Annotated in this window: 20 protein-coding genes, 1 tRNA gene and 1 riboswitch; of the genes, 11 read left to right on the top strand and 10 right to left on the bottom strand. The window is 71.2% G+C overall.

Annotated elements, in window-relative coordinates:
* Positions 1-237 precede the first annotated feature (237 nt).
* Complete coding sequence (locus R0145_RS01815) at positions 238-1,524, top strand: citrate synthase (protein ID WP_317838734.1); 1,287 nt, start codon at positions 238-240, stop codon at positions 1,522-1,524.
* A gap of 287 nt (positions 1,525-1,811) precedes the next feature.
* Here R0145_RS01815 and R0145_RS01810 read toward each other — a convergent pair whose 3' ends face one another.
* Both R0145_RS01810 and R0145_RS01805 read right to left on the bottom strand, forming a co-directional pair.
* Entirely contained in the window at positions 1,812-3,485 is a 1,674-nt protein-coding gene (locus tag R0145_RS01810; protein ID WP_317838733.1) for a dihydroxyacetone kinase family protein, read from the bottom strand.
* Positions 3,486-3,502: 17 nt separating this feature from the next.
* The gene (locus tag R0145_RS01805; protein ID WP_317838732.1) at positions 3,503-3,814 is read right to left on the bottom strand and encodes a hypothetical protein; all 312 of its coding nucleotides are present in this window, start codon (positions 3,812-3,814) and stop codon (positions 3,503-3,505) included.
* A gap of 89 nt (positions 3,815-3,903) precedes the next feature.
* Between R0145_RS01805 and R0145_RS01800 the strand changes: the two genes are divergently transcribed.
* A complete protein-coding gene (locus tag R0145_RS01800; protein ID WP_317838731.1) occupies positions 3,904-5,250 on the top strand; it encodes an HNH endonuclease signature motif containing protein in 1,347 nt (448 codons plus the stop codon).
* A 33-nt stretch (positions 5,251-5,283) separates the two neighbouring features.
* Positions 5,284-5,889 (top strand): mismatch-specific DNA-glycosylase, encoded by a 606-nt coding sequence (locus R0145_RS01795; RefSeq protein ID WP_317838730.1) that lies wholly within the window; start codon positions 5,284-5,286, stop codon positions 5,887-5,889.
* Here the strand turns inward: R0145_RS01795 and R0145_RS01790 are convergent.
* Both R0145_RS01790 and R0145_RS01785 read right to left on the bottom strand, forming a co-directional pair.
* Positions 5,879-7,129 (bottom strand): MFS transporter, encoded by a 1,251-nt coding sequence (locus R0145_RS01790; protein WP_317838729.1) that lies wholly within the window; start codon positions 7,127-7,129, stop codon positions 5,879-5,881. The two genes, R0145_RS01795 and R0145_RS01790, sit on opposite strands and share 11 nt — an antisense overlap.
* Before the next feature lie 25 nt (positions 7,130-7,154).
* Positions 7,155-7,225, bottom strand: a tRNA-Gly gene (locus tag R0145_RS01785).
* Between the two features lie 183 nt (positions 7,226-7,408).
* Here R0145_RS01785 and R0145_RS01780 point away from each other — a divergent pair.
* The 8 genes from R0145_RS01780 (at position 7,409) to R0145_RS01745 (ending at position 13,787) form a co-directional block, all read left to right on the top strand.
* The gene (locus R0145_RS01780; RefSeq protein WP_317840125.1) at positions 7,409-8,236 is read left to right on the top strand and encodes a pseudouridine synthase; all 828 of its coding nucleotides are present in this window, start codon (positions 7,409-7,411) and stop codon (positions 8,234-8,236) included.
* A 13-nt stretch (positions 8,237-8,249) separates the two neighbouring features.
* Complete coding sequence (locus tag R0145_RS01775; RefSeq protein WP_317838728.1) at positions 8,250-8,723, top strand: tRNA (cytidine(34)-2'-O)-methyltransferase; 474 nt, start codon at positions 8,250-8,252, stop codon at positions 8,721-8,723.
* Positions 8,724-8,762: 39 nt separating this feature from the next.
* Positions 8,763-8,939: a hypothetical protein gene (locus R0145_RS01770; RefSeq protein ID WP_317838727.1), complete on the top strand. Its 177-nt coding sequence runs from the start codon at positions 8,763-8,765 to the stop codon at positions 8,937-8,939.
* Between the two features lie 97 nt (positions 8,940-9,036).
* Positions 9,037-9,945 carry a cation diffusion facilitator family transporter gene (locus tag R0145_RS01765; RefSeq protein WP_317838726.1) on the top strand — a complete coding sequence of 303 codons (909 nt, stop codon included), beginning with the start codon at positions 9,037-9,039 and terminating at the stop codon, positions 9,943-9,945.
* Positions 9,927-10,050, top strand: a riboswitch (cobalamin riboswitch). It overlaps the preceding gene by 19 nt.
* A 203-nt stretch (positions 10,051-10,253) precedes the next feature.
* Positions 10,254-11,288: a nicotinate-nucleotide--dimethylbenzimidazole phosphoribosyltransferase gene (gene cobT, locus R0145_RS01760; protein ID WP_317838725.1), complete on the top strand. Its 1,035-nt coding sequence runs from the start codon at positions 10,254-10,256 to the stop codon at positions 11,286-11,288.
* The gene (locus R0145_RS01755; RefSeq protein WP_317838724.1) at positions 11,278-12,060 is read left to right on the top strand and encodes an adenosylcobinamide-GDP ribazoletransferase; all 783 of its coding nucleotides are present in this window, start codon (positions 11,278-11,280) and stop codon (positions 12,058-12,060) included. Before cobT ends, R0145_RS01755 begins: the two co-directional genes overlap by 11 nt.
* Positions 12,057-13,010 (top strand): cobalamin biosynthesis protein, encoded by a 954-nt coding sequence (locus R0145_RS01750; protein ID WP_317838723.1) that lies wholly within the window; start codon positions 12,057-12,059, stop codon positions 13,008-13,010. The genes R0145_RS01755 and R0145_RS01750 overlap by 4 nt, the downstream gene beginning before the upstream one ends.
* A 96-nt stretch (positions 13,011-13,106) precedes the next feature.
* Complete coding sequence (locus R0145_RS01745) at positions 13,107-13,787, top strand: hypothetical protein (protein WP_317838722.1); 681 nt, start codon at positions 13,107-13,109, stop codon at positions 13,785-13,787.
* Between the two features lie 59 nt (positions 13,788-13,846).
* Here R0145_RS01745 and R0145_RS01740 read toward each other — a convergent pair whose 3' ends face one another.
* The 6 genes from R0145_RS01740 to R0145_RS01715 all read right to left on the bottom strand — a co-directional run bounded on the left by R0145_RS01740 (position 13,847) and on the right by R0145_RS01715 (position 19,178).
* Complete coding sequence (locus R0145_RS01740; RefSeq protein ID WP_317838721.1) at positions 13,847-15,007, bottom strand: branched-chain amino acid ABC transporter permease; 1,161 nt, start codon at positions 15,005-15,007, stop codon at positions 13,847-13,849.
* Positions 15,008-15,021: 14 nt separating this feature from the next.
* Positions 15,022-15,876, bottom strand: a complete 855-nt coding sequence (locus R0145_RS01735) for an ABC transporter permease subunit (protein ID WP_317838720.1) — start codon at positions 15,874-15,876, stop codon at positions 15,022-15,024.
* A 33-nt stretch (positions 15,877-15,909) separates the two neighbouring features.
* Complete coding sequence (locus R0145_RS01730; RefSeq protein ID WP_317838719.1) at positions 15,910-17,196, bottom strand: transporter substrate-binding domain-containing protein; 1,287 nt, start codon at positions 17,194-17,196, stop codon at positions 15,910-15,912.
* Between the two features lie 67 nt (positions 17,197-17,263).
* On the bottom strand, positions 17,264-17,971 hold the full coding sequence (locus R0145_RS01725; RefSeq protein ID WP_317838718.1) for an ABC transporter ATP-binding protein: 708 nt from the start codon (positions 17,969-17,971) through the stop codon (positions 17,264-17,266).
* A gap of 14 nt (positions 17,972-17,985) precedes the next feature.
* Positions 17,986-18,681 carry an ABC transporter ATP-binding protein gene (locus tag R0145_RS01720; protein WP_317838717.1) on the bottom strand — a complete coding sequence of 232 codons (696 nt, stop codon included), beginning with the start codon at positions 18,679-18,681 and terminating at the stop codon, positions 17,986-17,988.
* A gap of 131 nt (positions 18,682-18,812) precedes the next feature.
* On the bottom strand, positions 18,813-19,178 hold the full coding sequence (locus tag R0145_RS01715; protein ID WP_317838716.1) for a MarR family winged helix-turn-helix transcriptional regulator: 366 nt from the start codon (positions 19,176-19,178) through the stop codon (positions 18,813-18,815).
* Between the last annotated feature and the right edge of the window lie 158 nt (positions 19,179-19,336).

Genomic DNA, 19,336 nt, shown 5'->3' with positions numbered 1-19,336 from the left:
GAAGTCCTCACATTATGGAACGGCCACACACATCGTGGACGGCACGGCGGCAGAATGGCGGCAATCGACACCGGTGGCCAGGAGAAGTGTGGGAGCGGCGCATCGGTGCACGTCCTCCATCGCCGGCGCCCCCCTCTGGCGCGTCGGCTCAAAGTGCCGTCCGTCGATCGACCCACGAGGTCGGGGCCGCTTTGCTAGGGTCCACGGTGGGCAGCAATGACTACAAGGGAGTAATGGATGACCACACCAGTTCTCACCGCGGGTGACGGCCAGCAGATCGAGCTTCCGTTCGTGCCGGCCGTGAACGGCGACAACGGGTACGACATCAGCAAACTGCGTGCCCGGACCGGGAACGTCACCCTGGACGAGGCCTTCGGCAACACCGCCTCGTGCCGGTCGGAGATCACCTTCATCAATGGCGAGGAGGGCATCCTCCGCTACCGCGGCTACCCGATCGAGCAGCTGGCCGAGCAGTGCACCTTCGTGGAGGTGATGTGGCTGGTGCTCTACGGCGAGCTGCCCACCCGTGAGCAGCTGGAGAAGTTCGAGGACGAGCTCGTCCACAACATGTTCCTCGACGAGCGGATGCGCGACCTGTTCCGTTGCTTCCCCCGTCGTTCGCACCCGATGCCGGTCCTCTCGGCCGGCATCTGTGCGCTGTCGACCTTCAACCGCAATCATGTCGGGCTCGGCGCCGAGGACGTGGAGATCGCCACCCGCAAGCTGCTCGCCCAGGTGCCGACCCTGGCGGCGTACGCGTACAAGAACTCGAAGGGCGAGCCCTTCCTCTACCCGAAGTACGACCTGTCGTACGTGGAGAACTTCATCCGGATGGCGTTCGGCACCCCGGCCGAGGACTACCAGTTCGACGAGGCGGTCACCCGCGGCCTGGACGTGCTGCTGCTGCTGCACGCCGACCACGAGCAGAACTGCTCCACCTCGACCGTACGGATGGTCGGCTCCTCGCAGGCCAACATGTACGTCTCCGTCGCCTCCGGCGTGAACGCCCTGTCCGGCCCGCTGCACGGCGGCGCCAACCAGGCCGTGCTGGAGATGCTGGAGGCCATCCGCCGGTCCGGCATCCAGCCCAAGGACTACCTGCAGCAGGTCAAGGACAAGAAGGCCGGCATCAAGCTGATGGGCTTCGGCCACCGGGTCTACAAGAACTTCGACCCGCGCGCCGCGATCATCAAGCGCTACGCCGACGAGATCCTCAACACCTCGCCGAACGGCGACAAGGAGCTGCTGTCGATCGCCAAGGAGCTGGAGGAGACCGCGCTGGCCGACGACTACTTCGTGTCGCGCAAGCTCTACCCCAACGTCGACTTCTACTCCGGCCTGATCTACGAGGCGATGGGCTTCCCGGTCGAGATGTTCACTGCGCTGTTCGCGGTCGGCCGGCTGCCCGGCTGGATCGCCCAGTGGCGGGAGCACAACGCCGACCCCAAGGCCCGGATCTCTCGTCCGCGCCAGATCTACATCGGCCACGACAAGCGCGAGGTCGTCCCGATGGACCAGCGCTGATCCACCCGGCCTGAACCGCTCCGCTCGGCGCTGACCGAGCGACAGGGCCCCGGACCGCCACGGCGGTGTCCGGGGCCCTCGTCATCCGGGCCGCTCCGATCCGGGTCTCGTCCCGATCCGGGTCTCGTCCCGATCCGGGTCTCGTCCGGAAGAACATGTCATCGCTTCCCCCCAGAAGCGATGACACTCTGATCCTCCCCGCCGGCCCCGGCCGGCGCCACCCCCGGCGACAGATCCGTACGATCCCGTACACCCCGTACGGCACCGGGCCCCGGCGTACGCCCTTGTCAGATGCCTCTCGGCCGGAAACCGGCGACGGCCTCCAGCCACCGGACGACGGCGACCGCGCCCGGGTCGGGATAGCCCTGGGCGCGCTCCCCGAGGTAGCTGGCCCGGCCCCGCCGGGCCACCGCCCCGACCGTCGCCGCGGCCCCCCGACGGGCCGCTTCGACCACCGCGTCCGGCCCCTCGTCCCAAACCTCGGCGGCCGGGGCGAGGGCGTCGAGCATGGTGCCGTCCCCGGGCGCCGCAGCCCCCAGGTCGGCGATGCCCGCGACCGCCGCGGCGAGCGCGCCACCCCAGTCGGCGCCCCGCTCGAGCGCCTCGGCGGCCCGCAGCAGTCCCATCGCGTACAGCGCGCCGGAGCTGCCGCCGACCTCCCGCCGGACGATGGCGGACAGGTGCCGCAGCAGGTGGTTCGCGTCCCCCTCGACCGGGTCGTCGAACCAGCCGTACGCCCCGCGGGCCAGCGCCTGGCCGAGGTCGCCGTCGCCGACCTGCTGGTCGAGCCGGGTCAGTTCGGTCTCGCTGTCGAGGACGGCCTGGCAGGCGACGTCGAGGGCGGCCCGGATCCCGGCGTCGGGCGTGCCGAGGTCGCCCTCGCCCGCCGCCGGCATCGGCACCGCGACGGTGACCAGGGTGGGTGGTGTGTCGACCCCGCGGCCCGGCCAGGCGAGCGCCGCGGTCGGCGCGTCGAAGGCCGCCAGCACCTGTTCGGCGTGCTCCTCCAGCGCCAGTAGGGTGACCGAGACCCCGGCCATGTCCAGGCTGGTCATCACCTCCCCGCGGTAGAGCCGGGTCACCTCGATCCGTCGCAGCTCCAGTTCCCGGACCACCGCCCGGGTGGCGATGGACAGCTCGATCGGCGGGGTGGCGCCGGCGCCACCGACCAGGGCCACCACCCGGGCGCCGGCCCGGATGCCCCGCTCGGTCGCGATCCGGGACAGCATGATGTGGATCAGCTTGTCCGCATCGGTCGCCCGGATCCGGCGGACGCCCGGCTCGCCGTGGATGCCGAGCCCGAGCTCGACCTCGTCGGCACGCAGCTCGAAGCTGGGCGACGGCAGCCCCGGCACGGTGCAGGCGGACAGCCCGGCGTTGACGGTGCCGAGCCGGTCGGCGACCGCCTGGGCGAGGGACCGCACCTCCTCCAGCGGACGGCCCTGCTCGGCCAGCGCGCCGGCGACCTTCTCGACCAGGACGGTGCCGGCGAGTCCTCGGCGACCGGCGTGGTCCTCGGTCTCGGCCAGGGCGACGTCGTCGGCGACGAAGACCGCCGCCACCCGGTAGCCGTCGGCGCGGGCGAGTTCGGCCCCGAGCTGGAAGTTGAGTCGGTCGCCGGTGTAGTTCTTCACCACCAGCAGGCAGCCCGCCGCGCCGGTGACCGCACGGATCGCCTGGTGGACGGCGTCGGCTCCGGGCGAGGAGAAGATGCCGCCGGTGACCGCCGCGGTCAGCATCCCACGACCGACGAATCCGGCATCCGACGGGTCGTGTCCGCCGCCGCCCCCGGTGATCACGGCCACCGGGACCGACCGGTCCCCCGGACCGTCGGTGCGCCGGTCGGCGCGGATGACGGTCGTACGGTCCTCCAACAGACCCAGCCCCGGCTGCACCAGGACCAGGCCCTCGAGGGCCTCCTGCACGACATCGGACGGGTCGTTGAGCAGTTTTGCGGACATGTCCCAGTGAAACACAATCAGCGCGCGACGATCAGCCACTCTCCTCTCACCCGTCGGCTGACCCGGGTGCGCTGGACCTCGGCGACCGCGCCGACCGCCCGTGCCACCTCATCGGCGATCGACCCGGCCCGGTCGTCCTCCTCGGCCCGGCCGGTCGGGTCGATGCTGAACCGGACCACCACCCAGGGCAGCCCGTCCTCCATCACCAGGTCGGGCTTGTCCAGGTGAGCCAGCCGCCCGGCGGCCGCGGCGGCCGTCGTCAACACCTCGCCCGGGCAATGCCCGGCGCGGACCTCGGTGACCTGCAGGGCGACGCGGTAGGACGGCATGGCATCGACAGTAGACCGGGGGTCGGACATCCGACCGGATGCGGTCAGATGTCCGATTGAGTGTCAGAGGCCTCCTCTACCTTGGAGGCATGAACGAGGAGACCACACCACCGCTGCCGGGCCTGCCCGACGGACCCGGCCTGTTCCGGCGCCCGCCGGCCCGGCCGGTTGCCGACGGTGCGTCCCTGCTCGCCGATGGGCTGATGGTGACGCTCGCCGACCCGGATCATCCCGAGGGTGACGGGGGTGATCCGGTCGCGGTGACCGCCGGCTACGGCCTGCCCGAAGACCCCGCGGACCATCTCGACCAACTCGCCGAAATCGAGGCCCTGGCCCGGTTCGCCGAGATCCGCCGCCTGGCCCTGGTCGCCGACCTCGTCGAAGCCACCGCACCGGTCGACCGCGAACAGCTTGTCCCCCTGGGAGGTGAAGGAGCCCCGGCGGTGCCGGAGTTCCTGCACCTGGAGGTCGGCGGCGCGCTCGGGATCGCGCCGGACCGGGCGAGGCTGGTGATCTCCGACGCGCTGGATCTGAAATGGCGCCACCCCAAGCTGTGGAACCAGATGGTTCACGGCCGCCTCCCCGTCTGGCGGGCGGTCCAGGTCGCCAGACGCTGTCACCCGCTGTCGGCGGTCGCGGCCGTGTGGATCGATGATCGGATCGGGGACCGCATCCCCGGTCTGTCCTGGGCTCGCGCGCAGCGATTGCTGGACGGGGAGATCGCCGCCGCCGATCCGGCCACCGCCGACCGGCAGGAACGGGCCCGGCACCGGCGTCGTCTCGACCTGTATCCCCGTCAGGGAACGGGTGGGGCGTGCGACGTGTTCGGGGTGTTGGATGCCGCCGACGCCACTCAGCTCGACCAGACCCTCGCGGCGATGGCCGCCGACCTCGCCGCCGGCGGCGACGAGTCGGACCTGGACAATCGCCGGGCCCGTGCGCTGGGCCTGCTGGCCCGTGGCCGGCATCCCGGCCAGACTCCGGTCGTGCACCTGTATGTCCACACCACCCCGGAGGCGGACGTGGCCCGGGTGGAAGGGCGCGGCCCGCTGGCCCGGACCGCCCTGGGGCAGTTGCTCGCCGGCTGCCGGGTCCGCCTCACCCGGGTCATCGACCACGCCGACTCGGTCCCGGTCGACGCCTACGAGGTGCCTGATCGGATGCGGGAACAGTTGCTGGCCGCCCAGCCGGTAGAGGTCGTGCCCTACGGCAGTCTCTCTGCCCGGCAGGCCGACGCGGACCACACGATCCCGTGGGCGCGGGGCGGGCCGACCGCGATCCCCAACCTGGGTCCGTTGGGCCGGACCGCGCATCGGGCCCGGACCCACGGCGGCTATCAGCTCACCCAGCCCCGGCCCGGGCAGTGGCACTGGCAGACCCCGCGCGGCCAGCACTTCCTCGTCACCAACCAGGGCACCACCCGCCTCCGAACATGAGGCGGGTGGACCGGACCGGAGGACAATGAGCGGGTGCCCCGTCCCACCCCCGCCGACCTCGCCGCCGCGGCGGGGCGGACGATTCCCGACATCCTGCCCGACCCGCTGAGACTGCTGGTGGTGGGCATCAACCCGAGCCTGTGGTCGGGCGCCACCGGCGCTCATTTCGCCCGCCCCGGCAACCGGTTCTGGCCGGCTCTCTTCGCGGCCGGGATCACCGACTACCCGATCGACTGCACCGCTGGCATGCGGCCGGCCGATCGCGCCGCGGTGGCGGCCCTCGGCCTGGGCATCACCAACCTGGTGGCCCGGGCCACCGCCCGGGCCGACGAGCTGACCGCCGAGGAGCTCCGCGCCGGGGCGGCCCGGCTGGAGCGTACGGTCACCGCCCACCACCCCCGGGTGGTGGCGGTCGTCGGGATCTCGGCCTACCGCACCGGGTTCCGCCGGCCGAAGGCCCGCCCGGGCCGCCAGCCCGAGGACCTCGACGGCACCCCGTTGTGGGTGCTGCCCAATCCGTCCGGCCTCAACGCGCACGAGACCGTCACCAGCCTGGCTGCGGCGTACGGTGCCGCCGCCGACGCCGCCGGGATCCCGCGGGCCGGCGGAACCACCGCCGCCAGACCCCTCAGCGGGTGACCCGGTAGCGGACGAACGACGGCACCAGCAGCGCCGCCAGCACCACCCCGGCGATCACCGCCACCCCGCCACCGGCGGTTGCAGCAACCGTGCCCAGCACCGCGGCGGCCCCGCCGTGCAGGGTGTCCGCCAGCCGTGGCCCGCCGGCCACCACAACGATGAAGATGCCCTGCAGCCGGCCGCGCACCTCGTCGCTGGCGGCCTCCTGCAGGATGGTCTGCCGGAACGCTGCCGAGGCCATGTCCGCCGCACCGCCCACCGCGAGCAAGCCGAGTGCGGGCAGCAACAGCCCCACCCCGGCGAACAGCCCGAAGCCGAGCATCGCCGCGCCCCAGGCGACAATGCACAGCACCACCGCCAGCCCCTGCCTGGTGACCCGGGAGATCCAGCCGGAGAAGATGCCGCCCAGCAGCGCCCCGGCGGGAATCGCGGCGAACAACAGGGCGAAAGCGGTGCCGCCCTCGGCCGGGCCCCCGAAGGACTCGTGGGCAAGCTGCGGGAACAGTGCCCGGGGCATCCCGAAGACCATCGCGATCAGGTCCACCAGGAAGGACATCATCAGCACCGGCTGGCCGCGCAGGTAGCCCAGCCCCTCGACCACCGAGCGCAGCCCCGGCACCCCCTGGCGCTCCCCGGCAGTCGGCGGCAGCGCGGGCAGCCGGACCGCCGCCCACAGCGTGGCGAAGAGCAGCACGGTGTCGGCCAGATACAGCCAGGAGAAGCCGAGCACCGGGATCAGCGCCCCGCCCACCAGCGGACCGGCGATCGCGCCGAACTGCATCACGGTCATGTTGAGTGAGTTGGCCGCCGGCAGCTGCCCAGCGGGCAGCAGCCGCGGCAGGATCGAGGTCCGGGTCGGCTGGTTGACCGCGAAGAAGGCCTGCTGGACCGCGAAGATCCCCAGGATCAGCCAGACGTTGCCGGTGCCGAGGGCCGACTGGGCCCAGAACAGTGCAGAGGTGGCGATCAGGCCGACGGTGGACAGCACCATCAGCCGGCGCCGGTCCATCGCGTCGGCCAATGCCCCACCCCACAGGCCGAAGACCACCAGCGGCACCAGACCGAAGAGGCCGGTCAGGCCCACGTAGGCGGAGCTGCCGGTGAGCGCATAGATCTGCGCCGGCACCGCGACGACGGTGAGCTGGGCACCGATGACGGTGATGATATTGGCGATCCACAGCCGTCGGAAGTGGTCGTCGTGGAGGGGGCGGGTGTCGGCGAACATCTGTCGTACGCCCATGCCCGCCCTCTCCGAAGATGATCGGAGCGGGCGCCAGGACTCGAACCTGAACCTCCACACCGGAAGTGTGGCGCCCCACCCTTGGGCCTCACCCGCATCGCGTTCGTTGACGCCCAGCCGACTGTACTCCACCCTCAGCGACCCGAGAACTCCCGTTCCGCGACCCGCGGCACGTAGGCTGACCGGGTGCCGCCGCGTTCCCCGCTTCCCCTCCGCCACGGCCTGTCGGCCGCCTGGGTGCGGACACCGGATGCGGACCGGCCGGCACCCTGGCCGACGATGCGGGCATTCCTGGTGGACCGACTGGCGACGGACGCGCCGGTCGAGGCGATGCTCGCCGCGGGGCGCTTCGTGATCGATGACGGGACGCCGCTCAGCGGTGCCGAGGCGTACGCCCCGCACACCTTCGTCTGGTTCCATCGGGACCTGCGCGACGAGCCGGTGGTGCCCTTCGAGATCCGGGTGCTGCACCGCGACGAGCGGATCGTCGTGGTCGACAAGCCGCACTTCCTGTCCTCCATCCCGCGCGGGCGTCACGTCACCCAGTCGGTGGTCGTCCGGCTGCGCGACGCCCTCGGCCTGCCCGAGCTGTCCCCCGCGCACCGGCTCGACCGGTTGACCGGCGGGGTGCTGCTGCTCACCACCGAACGCCGCTGGCGGGCGCCGTACCAACAGCTCTTCGAGCAGCGGCTGGTGACCAAGACCTACACCGCCCTCGCCATGGTCCGTCCCGAGCTCACCTTTCCCCGCGAGGTGGCGAACCACCTGCACAAGCGCCGCGGGGTGTGGCAAACCGACGTGCTGGCGGATCGGGAGCCGAACAGTCGGACCGTCGTCGACCTGGTCGAACAGCGCGGGGCGTACGGGCGCTACCTGCTCACCCCCACCACCGGGAAGACGCACCAACTGCGGGTCCACCTGACCGGGCTCGGCATCCCGATCCTCGGCGACCCGCTGTACCCGGAGGTCCGTGAGGTGGACATCGACGACTTCTCCACTCCGCTGGAGCTAGTCGCCCGGACACTGGCCTTCACCGACCCGATCAGCGGGGACCCGCGGACCTTCACCAGCCGGCTCGCGCACCACTGGCCGGACGAGGCGGCGTGAGAGACTGACCGGCATGTCCTGCCCGGTCCACATCCTCTTCCACTCCCCCCGCATCCCGCACAACACCGGCGCCACCATCCGGCTGGCCGCCATCACCGGGGCACCGCTGCACCTGGCCGGACCGCTGGGCTTCTCGATGGACGACACCCATCTGCGGCGGGCGGGCCTGGACTACCACGACATGGCGCACGTCACCGTGCACGAGGACCTCGAGGCGGCGTACGCGGCGCTGCTGCCGGCCCGGGTCTTCGCATTCACCTCGCACGCGACCGTACGCCACACCGACATCACCTACCGGGAGGGCGACGTGCTGCTGTTCGGCCCGGAGCCGACCGGCCTGGATCCCGCGGTGCTGGCCGATGGCCGGGTGACCGAGCAGATCCGGATCCCGATGCGGCCGGGCAACCGGTCGCTGAACCTGTCCAACGCCACCGCGATCGCGACGTACGAGGCGTGGCGGCAGTTCGGCTTCCCCGGAGCCGTCTGAACGACAATACCCCCAGGGGTAATCGGCTAGGGTGGTGTCATGCCCCTGTCACCCTGCGCCGTCTCCGTCCCGCTGATGCTGGGCCTGGTGGTCGGCGTCACCGTGCACCCGGTCGCCGGCATCATGCTGGGGATCGCCGTGCTCGCCTGGAACGTCATCCGGGCCCGGCGGAGCCAGGAGTGCACCACCTGTGCCTGGCCCCGACGCCCGCAGTGAGACGGCTCGCTACTCACACCCCGCACCAACGCGACGACGGACACCCCATCACCCGATGGACCGGCCTCCCCTGATCAGCACACCTAAGATCGACTCCATGGGACACGACCACGACCACGGCCTCGCCCCTCGGCGCCGGTTGATGGTGGCCCTGGCGATCACCGCGACGGTGCTGGTGGCCGAGGTGGTCGGTGCGGCGCTGACCCGCAGCCTGTCGCTGCTCACCGACGCTGCCCACATGCTCACCGACGTGGCCGGCCTGACGATGGCGCTGGTCGCCGCCCGGCTGGCGACCCGGCCGCCGGATGAGCGCCGCACCTGGGGGTTCCGGCGCGCCGAGGTGATCTCCGCCCAGTGGCAGGCCGCGATCCTGCTGGCGGTCGGGGTGTACGCGCTGATCGACGGCGTCCGGCGGTTGCTGCAGCCACCGGAGGTGCCCTCCGGCGCCCTGCTGATCTTCGGCGTCATCGGCTTGGTCGGGAACCTGGTGTCGCTCGCCGTCCTGCTCGGCCACCGCGACGTCAACCTCAACCTCCGCACGGCCTTCCTGGAGGTCGTCAACGACGCGCTCGGGTCGGTCGCGGTGATCGTCTCGGCGGTGCTGATCGGGACGCTCGGCTGGCTGCGCGCCGACGCGGTCGCCGCGATGGTCATCGCCGTGCTGATCATCCCCCGGACACTGGCTCTGCTCCGCTTCTCGACCACGGTGCTGCTGGAGTGGACGCCAAAGGGCCTCGACCTGGCCGAGGTGCGTCGGCACCTGTTGGCGGTCGACCACGTCCTCGAGGTGCACGACCTGCACGCGAGCACGATCGCCACCGGCCTGCCGGTGCTCAGCGCCCATGTGGTGGTCGAGGAGGAGTGCTTCCGCACCGGCACCGCACCCCATCTGCTGGACACTCTGCAGAGCTGTGTGGCCGGGCATTTCCCGGTGTCGGTGGAGCATTCGACGTTCCAACTCGAGCCACCGGGGCACCGCGATCACGAGGACATGCCGGGAGTGTAGGCTTGCCACGCAACACGCGGTACCCGAGGAAGCCGGTGGGAATCCGGCACGGTCGCGCCACTGTGAGTCCAAGTCAGGAACTCGGCCCGCGTTCACCCACGACTGGGACGCGCCATCCCGGAGAGGACACCATGAGCGATCCGTTCCGCTGCTCGGCCACCGACAGCCCCGCTCACGACCGCACCGCCTGACGCGCCCATACCAGACGTGGCGGCGTGCCCGGGCCGTGATGTTCGGTCCGATTCCACTCACTCGTATCCACAGGGCCTTCTGCGGATCCGGGCGCGCCTCCACCCCTCGGAGGATCGATGACCATCACCTCACTCACCATCACCCCACCCGACACCGAGGTGTACGCCGCCGCGCTCGCCCACTGCGACACGCTGGCGATGCCGACCGGCGCCCTGCACGGCCTCGTCGAACTCGGCTGCTGGATCGCCGCGGCGCAGGGCCAGGTGCCGCCCGCCCCACTGGACAACATCCGCACCGTCGTCTTCGCCGGTGACCACGGCGTCGCCGCGGACGGGGTGTCGGTCTACCCCACCGCGATCACCGTCGGCATGGTCCACGGCATCCTGGCCGGCAAGGCCGGGATCAGCGTGATCGCCCGGCAGTACGGCATCCACGTACGCCTCCTGGACATCGGGGTGGACGCCGACCTGGATGTTCCCGCGGCGGTGACCGCCCACAAGGTCCGCCGCGGCTCGGGCAACATCCGGGTCGAGGACGCGCTGACCCGCGCCGAGGCCGAGCAGGCACTCGCCGAGGGGGAGGCCGTCGCCGCCGAGGAGATCGCCGCCGGGGCCCAGCTGCTGATCGCCGGCGATCTGGGCATCGGCAACACCACCCCGTCCGCCGCGCTGATCGCCGCCACGTACGGTGTGCCGGCGGCCGAGGTGACCGGCATCGGCACCGGACTCGACGAGGCCGGTCGGCTGCGGAAGGCGGCGGTGATCGACGAGGCGATCGCCCGCTGCGGCGACCGGCTCGCCGACCCGATCGAACGGCTGGCCTGCCTGGGGTCCGCGGACATCGCCGCGGCCACCGGCTACATGATCGCGGCGGCCCGGGCCGGGGTGCCGGTACTGGTCGACGGTGTGATCGCCGGCGCCGAGGCGACGATGGCGGAGTCCATCGCCCCGGGCGCCAAGACCTGGATGCGGGCCGGCCACCGCTCCCCCGAGCCCGGGCTGTCGTACGCCATCGAGCGGCTGGGGCTGCGACCGATCCTCGATCTGGGCCTGCGCCTCGGCGAGGGGACCGGAGCGGCCTCCGCGGTCCCGCTGGTGCGGTCCGGGATCGCGCTGATGCGGGAGATGGCGACGCTGGCTGATGTCAGCTGAGCCCGGGCCGGCCGACGGCTGGCGACTGGCTCTCGGCACCCTCACCCGGATCCCTGCCGGGCCGATCGCCCAGGTCACCCGGCCGATCGCCCGGACGGCGATGACCGTCGGTTCGGTGGTGATGGTGCCGGTCGCGCTGGCAGCAGGTCTGGCCGGCTGGGGAGCGGTACGGCTCGGCGCTCCCGGCCTGGTCGGGGGCCTGCTGGTCGTCGGGATCGTCGCCCAGCTCACCCGGGCCATGCACTGGGACGGGCTGGCCGACACCGCCGACGGACTCGGCTCCTCCTGGGACCGCGACCGGGCGCTCGAGATCATGCGCACCGGCGACGTCGGCCCGATGGGGGCCGGCACGCTGGTCGTGGTGCTGGGCCTGCAGGCGGCGTCGTACGGCGCGCTGCTGGCGGGCCCGCTGGGCTGGCTGCTGGTCGCGGCGCTGGTCTGCGCCTCGCGGGCGGCGCTCGTGCTGGGCTGCCTGCGCGGCGTGCCGGCGGCCCGGCCCGAGGGGCTCGGGCAGGCGGTCGCCGGGTCGGTGCCGTGGTACGGCGCGGTGGTCGTCTGGCTGGTCTGGGCGGCGGCGCTGGCCGGAGTCGCGGTGGTGACCGGGGCGACCTGGTGGGCCGGTGTGATCGCCACAGCCGGCGGGCCGCTGGCCGCCGGGGTGCTGCTGTGGTGGTGTGTCCGCCGGCTCGGCGGCATCACCGGCGATGTCCTCGGCGCCACCGTCGAGGCGGCCGCGGCCGGGCTCGCCGTGGCAGCGGTGATCGCGTGGTGAGCTGCTCCCGGGCTCTCGGGCTGGCCCTCGGGTTCGGGCTGGACCGGTTGCTCGGCGATCCCCGCCGGGGGCACCCGGTGGCGGCGTTCGGCCGGGTGGCCGGCCGACTGGAGCGGCGTACGTACGCCGACTCGGTGGCCGCGGGGGCTGAACACGTGGGGCTGCTGGTGGGAGCGGCGACGCTCGCGGCCGCGCTGGTGCAGCGGTCGGTCCGCCACCGGCCCGTCGCCGACGTCGTCTGGACGGCGCTGGTCACCTGGACCGTGCTCGGCGGCCGGTCACTGGAGCGGGAGGCCTCGGCGGTCGCCGGCCACCTCGAGCGGGAGGATCTGTCCGCCGCACGGGAACAGGTCAGCCATCTGGTCGGCCGGGATCCGTGGGCGCTGGACGCGGCCGGCGTCACCCGGGCCGCGATCGAGTCGCTGGCCGAGAACACCTCCGACGCCGTGGTCGCCCCGCTGGTCTGGGGCGCGCTCGCCGGCGCGCCGGGGATGGTGGCCCATCGGGCGATCAACACCCTCGACGCGATGATCGGCTACCGCAACGACCGCTACGAGCGGTTCGGGAAGGTGGCCGCCCGGCTCGACGACGCGGTCAACTGGCTGCCGGCCCGGCTCGGCGCCGCGCTCGCCGCGGGGACCTCGGCCGGGGCCTGGCGGGCGATCCGCGAGGACACCGCGGCGCACCCCAGCCCGAACGGCGGGCAGATCGAGGCCGCCTTCGCCGGCGCGCTGGGGATCCGCCTCGGTGGGTCGAACGCCTACGGCGGCATTGTGGAGGACCGCGGTGAGCTGGGGGACGGTCGCCGGGCGGAGCCGCGGGATGTGGCTCGAGCGGTCCGGCTCGCCCGCCGGGTGCAGCTCGGGACCCTGGCGGTGGCGGTGGCCGTCACGGTGGCCGGCGCCGGCAGTGGCCCGGCAGCCGATCGGGGCCCGGCGAACCACCGTTGACTACCCTGATCGCATGGCCGATCCTCGCGTACGCCCCGCCGGGCCCTCCGACGTCCCCGCGATCCTCGACCAGGCCCCGACGAGGGGACGGTCCTGATGGGCACCTGGCTGGTGCTGTTGATCACCCTGCCGCTGGTCGGTTGGCTGGCCACGATCGCCATCGGCGCCCCGCGACGTGAACACCGTCGCCTGACGGCGCTCCGCTCCGGCGCTACGGCGCGGGGATGGACCTACACCGACGACGCCTCCCGGCTGCGCCCACCGCCACCGAGACTGCGGGAGTGGCAGCGGCGGCTGCGGTTCCGGGAGGGTTTCGCCGGCAGCTATCACGGTCAGGAGTTCTGTGTCGCGCACGTCGTCCACGAGGCGGATCCCGCGCGGCACGGGCGCCGGACCCACGCGACGATCTGCTGGATCCGGCTGCCGTTCCCGCTCAACGAGGTGCGGATCGTGCCGATCGACCTGCTCGAGGAACGCCGTCGCGCGGTCGGCGGCACCGTCCACCACACCGGACACGCCGACTTCGACGGCCGGTTCGCGATCCTCACCGACGACGAGCTGCTCGGCCGGATGACCGTCGGCCCCGCGGTCCGTACGTTGCTGATGGCCACCCAGCTGCCCTGGAGCGTGACCCTCCAGGGCATCACGGTGGTCGCCGAGCGTCTGGACCGGGTGCCGCAAACCACCGAGGACGCGCTCAACGGGGTCGCCATCGCCGCGGCGGTGGCCCACGCCCTCACCGGCCGGCCGCGGCCCACCGGCCGGCCGCGACGCTGATCCCGGGTCGCCGGGGCGCGGGACACCCGCCCGGCGACCCAGGACCGCCAACGGTCACATCATTCGCTCGCCGACGCGACCCGCTCGACCGGGGGGCGCTCGGCACGACGCACTGTCCGCCGGACGAACGCTCGGATCTCGGCGGCCCGTGTCATCAGCACGACCACCAGGATCAGGATGACGCCGAGGACGAGTTGCCAGCTGTTCTTCAGCACGCCGGACAGGAAGAACGAGCTGATCTGGATCGTCAGGACTCCGACCAGCGGCCCGAAGAAGCTGCCCGGACGCCCGACCGCGACCCAGATCAGCACCATCGCCGACTGTCCCACGGCGGCCTGCGCCGGAGCGACGAATCCGATCGACCCGACATAGAGCGCGCCGGCGAATCCGGCCAGTGCGGCCGAGGCGCCGAAGCCCAGGCTGCGGGTCAGATTCGCCCGGTACCCCAGCGCGTCCAGGCGCAGCGGCGAATCACCCGACCCCAGCCAGCGGCGGCCCCACGACGACCCACGGAACCACCAGTAGACGCCGTACGCCACGACCAGGAAGAGCAGGTTGAAGTAGTACTTGCCCATCCCGTCCCCGGCGATCCGGGTGAGCCAGGTGTCCGCTACGAACGAGGGGATGTTGGAGAGCCCGTTGCTCGCTCCCAGGAACGACACCCCGACGAGGCTCGTCGTCATGATCACACCGAGTCCGAGTGTCATCAGCGGCACATAGACCTCGGGCGACGGCAGCCGGAACAGGACCAGTCCCAGCACCAGCCCGAAGAGGCCGACGACCACGGCGGGGAGGAGGAGCGCCAGGACGGACACGCCCAGGATCCGCACCGCAGCCAGCGCCTCGAACACCCCCCGCCAGACGTCTCCGGGCCCCGCACCGACGTTCGTCGCCTGCAGATAGCTCAGTGTGCCCGCGGCCGAGTCTCCGGGTCCGCCGACGATCAGTGCCGCCAGATAGGCCCCGGCGGTGAAGAACGCGGCATGCCCGAAGGACACCACCCCGTTGAGGCCCCAGAGGAGATCGGCGCTCAGGGCCAGCAGCACCAGCGGGAGGTACAGCGCCACGAGTCCGGATCCGTACCCGCCGAGCGCTGCCGGTGCGAGCAGGAACGCCAGCAGGACCAGGCCGGCCGTCAGCGGTTTCGGGGTGGCCGTGGGGCCGAAACGATGTGTGCCGCCCCCACGGAGACCCGGCAGGAGGTCGGAAAGCTTCTTCATGTCCATTTCTCCCATCACACCCGGACCGCACTGAGCTCGGTTCGACGGACGGCGACGATGGCCAGGGCCGCCACCCAGATGATGATCGTGGCGACGACATCATTCGACACCGCGGCAACCCCGGCCAGCCCCACCCCGAGCGCCGCCGACCACAGGGCGGTCGAGCGGACATCCCCCAGCCTCGCCAGTACGACGACCAGGAAGGAGTTCGCCAGGTAGGTGACCCCCATCGTGGGCGACACATTGGCCAGTGGTGCGGCCAGGGCGCCGCCGAACCCGGCAAGGGCACAGCCCAGGGCGAAGGTCCACCGGTTGGTCCGCTTGGACCGGATCCCGAGCGTCGAGGCGACCTGACGGTCCGCCGTGACCAACCTGACCGTGAGCCCGTACTTCGTCCGGGCCAGGACCAGCCCGAGGCCTATCGTCGTGACGACGGCGACACCGATCAGTACGAGCCGCCACACCGAGAAGCTCTGCCCGAAGCCGATCGGGACCGAGGCGGTGATCGGCTGCTCGGATCGTTGGAGGTTCGGGCCGAAGACGAGCAGGACGACGCTCTGCAGGACCATGCCGATGCCGAAGGTCCCGAGCATCGACGCCACCGGGTTGTTGTAGAAATACCTCACCACGACCACGTCGACGAGGAGCCCCAGCGCACCGGCGACAAGGACTGCGGCAGGGATCGACAGCCACGACATGCCGACCGTCGACACGACGACGGAGGCGTAGGCGCCGACCATCACGAACTCACCGTGGGCGAGGTTCACGATCCCCATCACCCCGTAGATGATCATCAGTCCGAGGGCACCCAGCAGCAGGACGGACCCGATCCCGAGCCCCTGGAACAGCACCTGAAGAACGATCGACACGATGTCCTCCTCACCTTCCCCGGAGCATCCGGGTCACTTGACCCGGACCGGACAGGTGGGCGGGTTCGGCACCACCGAGGCCGGGAAGGGGTCCGCCTTCACCTGGCCGAAGTCCTGCACGACGTCGAACTGTCCCGAGGCGTTGACCTTGCCGAGCAGTGAGGTCATGGTCGTGTTGTTGTTCGACTCGACCGTCACCGTCCCTTGTGGCCCCTCGACGCTCGTACCCGGGAAGACCTTCTTCAGATGGTCGGTGGAGAGGTCACCACCAGCGGACTCGACGGCCTTCTTGAACATGTAGACGGTGCTGTAGGCGGCAGCCATCTCACGATCGGTGAACTGCCCGCTGCCGTACTTCGCCTTGATCGCCTTGACGAAGGCGTCGTTCGTGGGCGAATCGATCGACTGGAAGTACGACGAAGCGGTGTAGCTGCCCACCGCATTGTCGGCACCCATGCCGGCGATCTCCGCCTCGGACGTGATCGACGAGACCAGCGGCCGCTGCTGGAAGTCCAGGCCGCCGGCGTGGTACTGCTTGTAGAAGGCCGGGATCGACCCGGCGACCAGGGACGAGAACACGACATCGGCATTGCTGTTCTTGATCTTGGAGACGGCGGTGCCGAACTCGGTGCTGCCGAGGGGGAAGTAGTCATCCGCGACGACTTCGCCGCCGTTCTGCTCGATCAGCTTCTTCGCGATGGCGTTCACGGTGTGCGGGTAGATGTAGTCCGACCCGACCAGGTAGACCTTCTTGCCGAGGTGCTGCAACATCCACGGGATGGTCTGCTCCAGCGTCTGGGACGGCGTGATGCCGGTGTAGATGACGTTCGGGCTGCACTCCAACCCCTCGGTCACCACCGCGTAGAGGAGCAGGGAATTGGACTGCTCGAACTTGGGCAACACCGCGAGGCGGCTGGCCGAGGTGTACATCCCGAGGGTGGCCACGACATGGTCGTCCTCGATCAGTTTGTTGGCCTTCTCGACCGCCTTGGCATTGTCCGAGGCGTAGTCCTCCACCACCGGTTCGATCTTCTTGCCGTTGATGCCACCCGCGGCGTTGATCTCGTCGACGGCCAGCAGCGCGGCGTCATGCATCGGCGTCTCGACCGTGGCCAGGTCGCCGGTCAGCGAGTAGAGGAGGCCGAGCTTGATGGTGTTCCCGTCCGCGGCGGCCCGCTGATTCGCGCCGCCGGAGCACGCCGTGGTCGTCATCGCCAGTGCCCCGGCGAGGGCGACCCCCGCGAGAAGCCTGCGATGTACCCGGATGGATGGTCGGACGCGGCCGGAGACGGGTGCTCCGTTGCCGTGGGAGATGTTCATGATGTCGTTCCTTTCGTTGGGTGGTGGGTGATCCGGTCAGCGGATCGGCCTGTGCTGTGGTGAGGACTCACAGCTGTTCGGCGTAGGAGTCGAGTCGTCCGTCCGAGGTCTCTCCCCGGGCGACGATCTGCCCCGATCGGATGGTCAGGTAGCGATCGCAGGAGGAGGCGATCACGTGATGGTGCTGCTCGGCGAGCAGGATCGAGACGCCGAGACCACGGAGTTCGCCGAGGACGCGGACGATCTCCGCGATGAGCAGCGGGGACAGCCCTTCGGTCGGCTCGTCGAGGATGAGAACCTTCGGTCGCCGCAGCAGGGCCCGGGCGATGGCCACCTGTTGCTGTTGTCCGCCGGACAGCAGGCCCGCCTTCCGTTTCGACAGCTCCCGCAGTCCTGGGAACAGCTCGTCGACATCGATCCGAGGTCCACCGCCTCCGGGCGCCAGGAGCGCCGTCCGCAGGTTCTCCTCGACGGTCATGTCGGCGATCAGTCGCCGGCCCTGGGGCACCAGCGCCATCCCGGAGCGGGCCCGGCCAGAGCCCGGCGTTCCCCTCACCGTGTCACCGAAGAGGTCGATGTCGCCGCGGGTGCGGAGAAGACCGACGATCCCCTCGATCAGCGACGTCTTGCCCGCCCCGTTGTGGCCCAGGATGCCCAGCGACTCGCCCGGGTCGATCGCGAGGGCGACGTCGCGGACCACCCGGATGTCCTCACGGAACACGCTGAGGTCGCGCACCCGCAGGGCTGCCCCGGCGATCACCGTGGTGGCTGTCATCGCATGGGTGGCCGTCATCGCACGGCCCGGCTCTCGATCGCCTCGCCCAGGTAGGCGGAGATCACCCGGGGGTGCGTGCTGACCTCGTCGTAGCTGCCGGTCAGTTCGAGCCGACCCTCCTGCAGGAACGAGACACGGTCCGCGACGAGGCGGACGAACTGGAGATCATGCTCGACGATGAGGTACGCAGCGTCACCCTTGCGGGACCTGATCTGCTCCGCCAGTCTGATCCGCTCCTCCGCCGGCATCCCCGCCGTGGGCTCGTCCAGCACCACCAGGACGGGTCTGGTCATGTGGACCATGTCGAGTTCCAACTGTTGGCGTTCCCCGTGGCTGATCTCCTTGCCCCAGGCCCTTCCCGCGTCGGCGTACGGCACCCGGAGCGCTTCGCCCCGCCCGCCCGCGACCCGGAGGTTGTCCGCCGCCGAGAGTCGGGGAAACACCCTGGGCACCTGGAACTTGCGACCGACCCCACGCTTCGCCCGCTTCCAGGGCGGGCCGTCCAGACGCCGACCGCACAGGCGGATCTCGCCGGTCGCCACCGGCGCGTGGCCGGTGATGGCATTCGCCAGAGTGGTCTTCCCGGCACCGTTCGGGCCGACAAGGACGTGGACCTCTCCCCTCCGCACCGTCATGTCCACTCCGTGCAGCACCTTGACCGCGCCGAATGAGACGGTCACCCCTGAGCAGACCAGGACATCCGATTCCATGATTCTCCATTTCACCCGGTCGAACTATTTCCTTCCACTTGGAAGCATATGATGGACCTGGCGACATTGATACCGATTGAAAGTATCTTCACGTGACCGTAACCGGCAACACCCGCTGCCGGGAGGCCCGGTCAGGACTGGCCGGGCCCCTCCTCGGCGCGCAGTTCGGACTCGAGCCGGGACACCAGGGCCAGACCCCGCCGAGAGGCATAGACCGCGATCTGCCGGCGGTCGTCGTGGACCACCTCGCGGTACACCAGCGCCTGCTGCACCAAGGTGTCGACGTGCCGGGTCAACGTCGCATTGCTGCTCCGGGTACGCTCGGCGATCTCCGACATGATCAGACCGTTCTGTCGCGCGAGGGCGACGAGCACCAACCACCCTTCGAGGGAGAGCCCGGCGCCCGCAAGGACCGACCGAACGGCATCCGCCGCTCGCCGGCCACCGACGATGGCATCACTCAGCCGGCGCTGGACCGACCCGGCTCCCGGTGTCACCTCCGCACCTGGCAAGCCGCTCTCCCTCGTCACAGGTCGACTGTAACCGGTCACCCGACGGCCCGGCCGCCGGACACCGACACGCGCCACGCCGACCGACGCCCAACCTGGAACGGGTCCGTCACGGCCCTGCAACGCCGCGAGGATAGCGTCCTACC

This window comes from Raineyella sp. W15-4, assembly GCF_033170155.1.
In the GTDB taxonomy this organism is placed as follows: domain Bacteria; phylum Actinomycetota; class Actinomycetes; order Propionibacteriales; family Propionibacteriaceae; genus Raineyella.
The sequence above is the reverse complement of the archived record's forward strand: the minus strand, read 5'-3'. Positions and strand labels throughout refer to the sequence as shown.

What these genes read in the sequence shown, in the direction of transcription:
- R0145_RS01800 (WP_317838731.1), top strand. Translation starts at nt 3,904, where the DNA reads ATGAACGAGGAGACCACACCACCGCTGCCGGGCCTGCCCGACGGACCC.
- cobT (WP_317838725.1), top strand. Translation starts at nt 10,254, where the DNA reads ATGACCATCACCTCACTCACCATCACCCCACCCGACACCGAGGTGTAC.
- R0145_RS01745 (WP_317838722.1), top strand. Translation starts at nt 13,107, where the DNA reads ATGGGCACCTGGCTGGTGCTGTTGATCACCCTGCCGCTGGTCGGTTGG.
- R0145_RS01755 (WP_317838724.1), top strand. Translation starts at nt 11,278, where the DNA reads ATGTCAGCTGAGCCCGGGCCGGCCGACGGCTGGCGACTGGCTCTCGGC.
- R0145_RS01780 (WP_317840125.1), top strand. Translation starts at nt 7,409, where the DNA reads ATGCGGGCATTCCTGGTGGACCGACTGGCGACGGACGCGCCGGTCGAG.
- R0145_RS01775 (WP_317838728.1), top strand. Translation starts at nt 8,250, where the DNA reads ATGTCCTGCCCGGTCCACATCCTCTTCCACTCCCCCCGCATCCCGCAC.
- R0145_RS01805 (WP_317838732.1), bottom strand. Translation starts at nt 3,814, where the DNA reads ATGCCGTCCTACCGCGTCGCCCTGCAGGTCACCGAGGTCCGCGCCGGG.
- R0145_RS01725 (WP_317838718.1), bottom strand. Translation starts at nt 17,971, where the DNA reads ATGACAGCCACCACGGTGATCGCCGGGGCAGCCCTGCGGGTGCGCGAC.
- R0145_RS01765 (WP_317838726.1), top strand. Translation starts at nt 9,037, where the DNA reads ATGGGACACGACCACGACCACGGCCTCGCCCCTCGGCGCCGGTTGATG.
- R0145_RS01770 (WP_317838727.1), top strand. Translation starts at nt 8,763, where the DNA reads ATGCCCCTGTCACCCTGCGCCGTCTCCGTCCCGCTGATGCTGGGCCTG.
- R0145_RS01720 (WP_317838717.1), bottom strand. Translation starts at nt 18,681, where the DNA reads ATGGAATCGGATGTCCTGGTCTGCTCAGGGGTGACCGTCTCATTCGGC.
- R0145_RS01730 (WP_317838719.1), bottom strand. Translation starts at nt 17,196, where the DNA reads ATGAACATCTCCCACGGCAACGGAGCACCCGTCTCCGGCCGCGTCCGA.
- R0145_RS01815 (WP_317838734.1), top strand. Translation starts at nt 238, where the DNA reads ATGACCACACCAGTTCTCACCGCGGGTGACGGCCAGCAGATCGAGCTT.
- R0145_RS01790 (WP_317838729.1), bottom strand. Translation starts at nt 7,129, where the DNA reads ATGGGCGTACGACAGATGTTCGCCGACACCCGCCCCCTCCACGACGAC.
- R0145_RS01740 (WP_317838721.1), bottom strand. Translation starts at nt 15,007, where the DNA reads ATGAAGAAGCTTTCCGACCTCCTGCCGGGTCTCCGTGGGGGCGGCACA.
- R0145_RS01810 (WP_317838733.1), bottom strand. Translation starts at nt 3,485, where the DNA reads ATGTCCGCAAAACTGCTCAACGACCCGTCCGATGTCGTGCAGGAGGCC.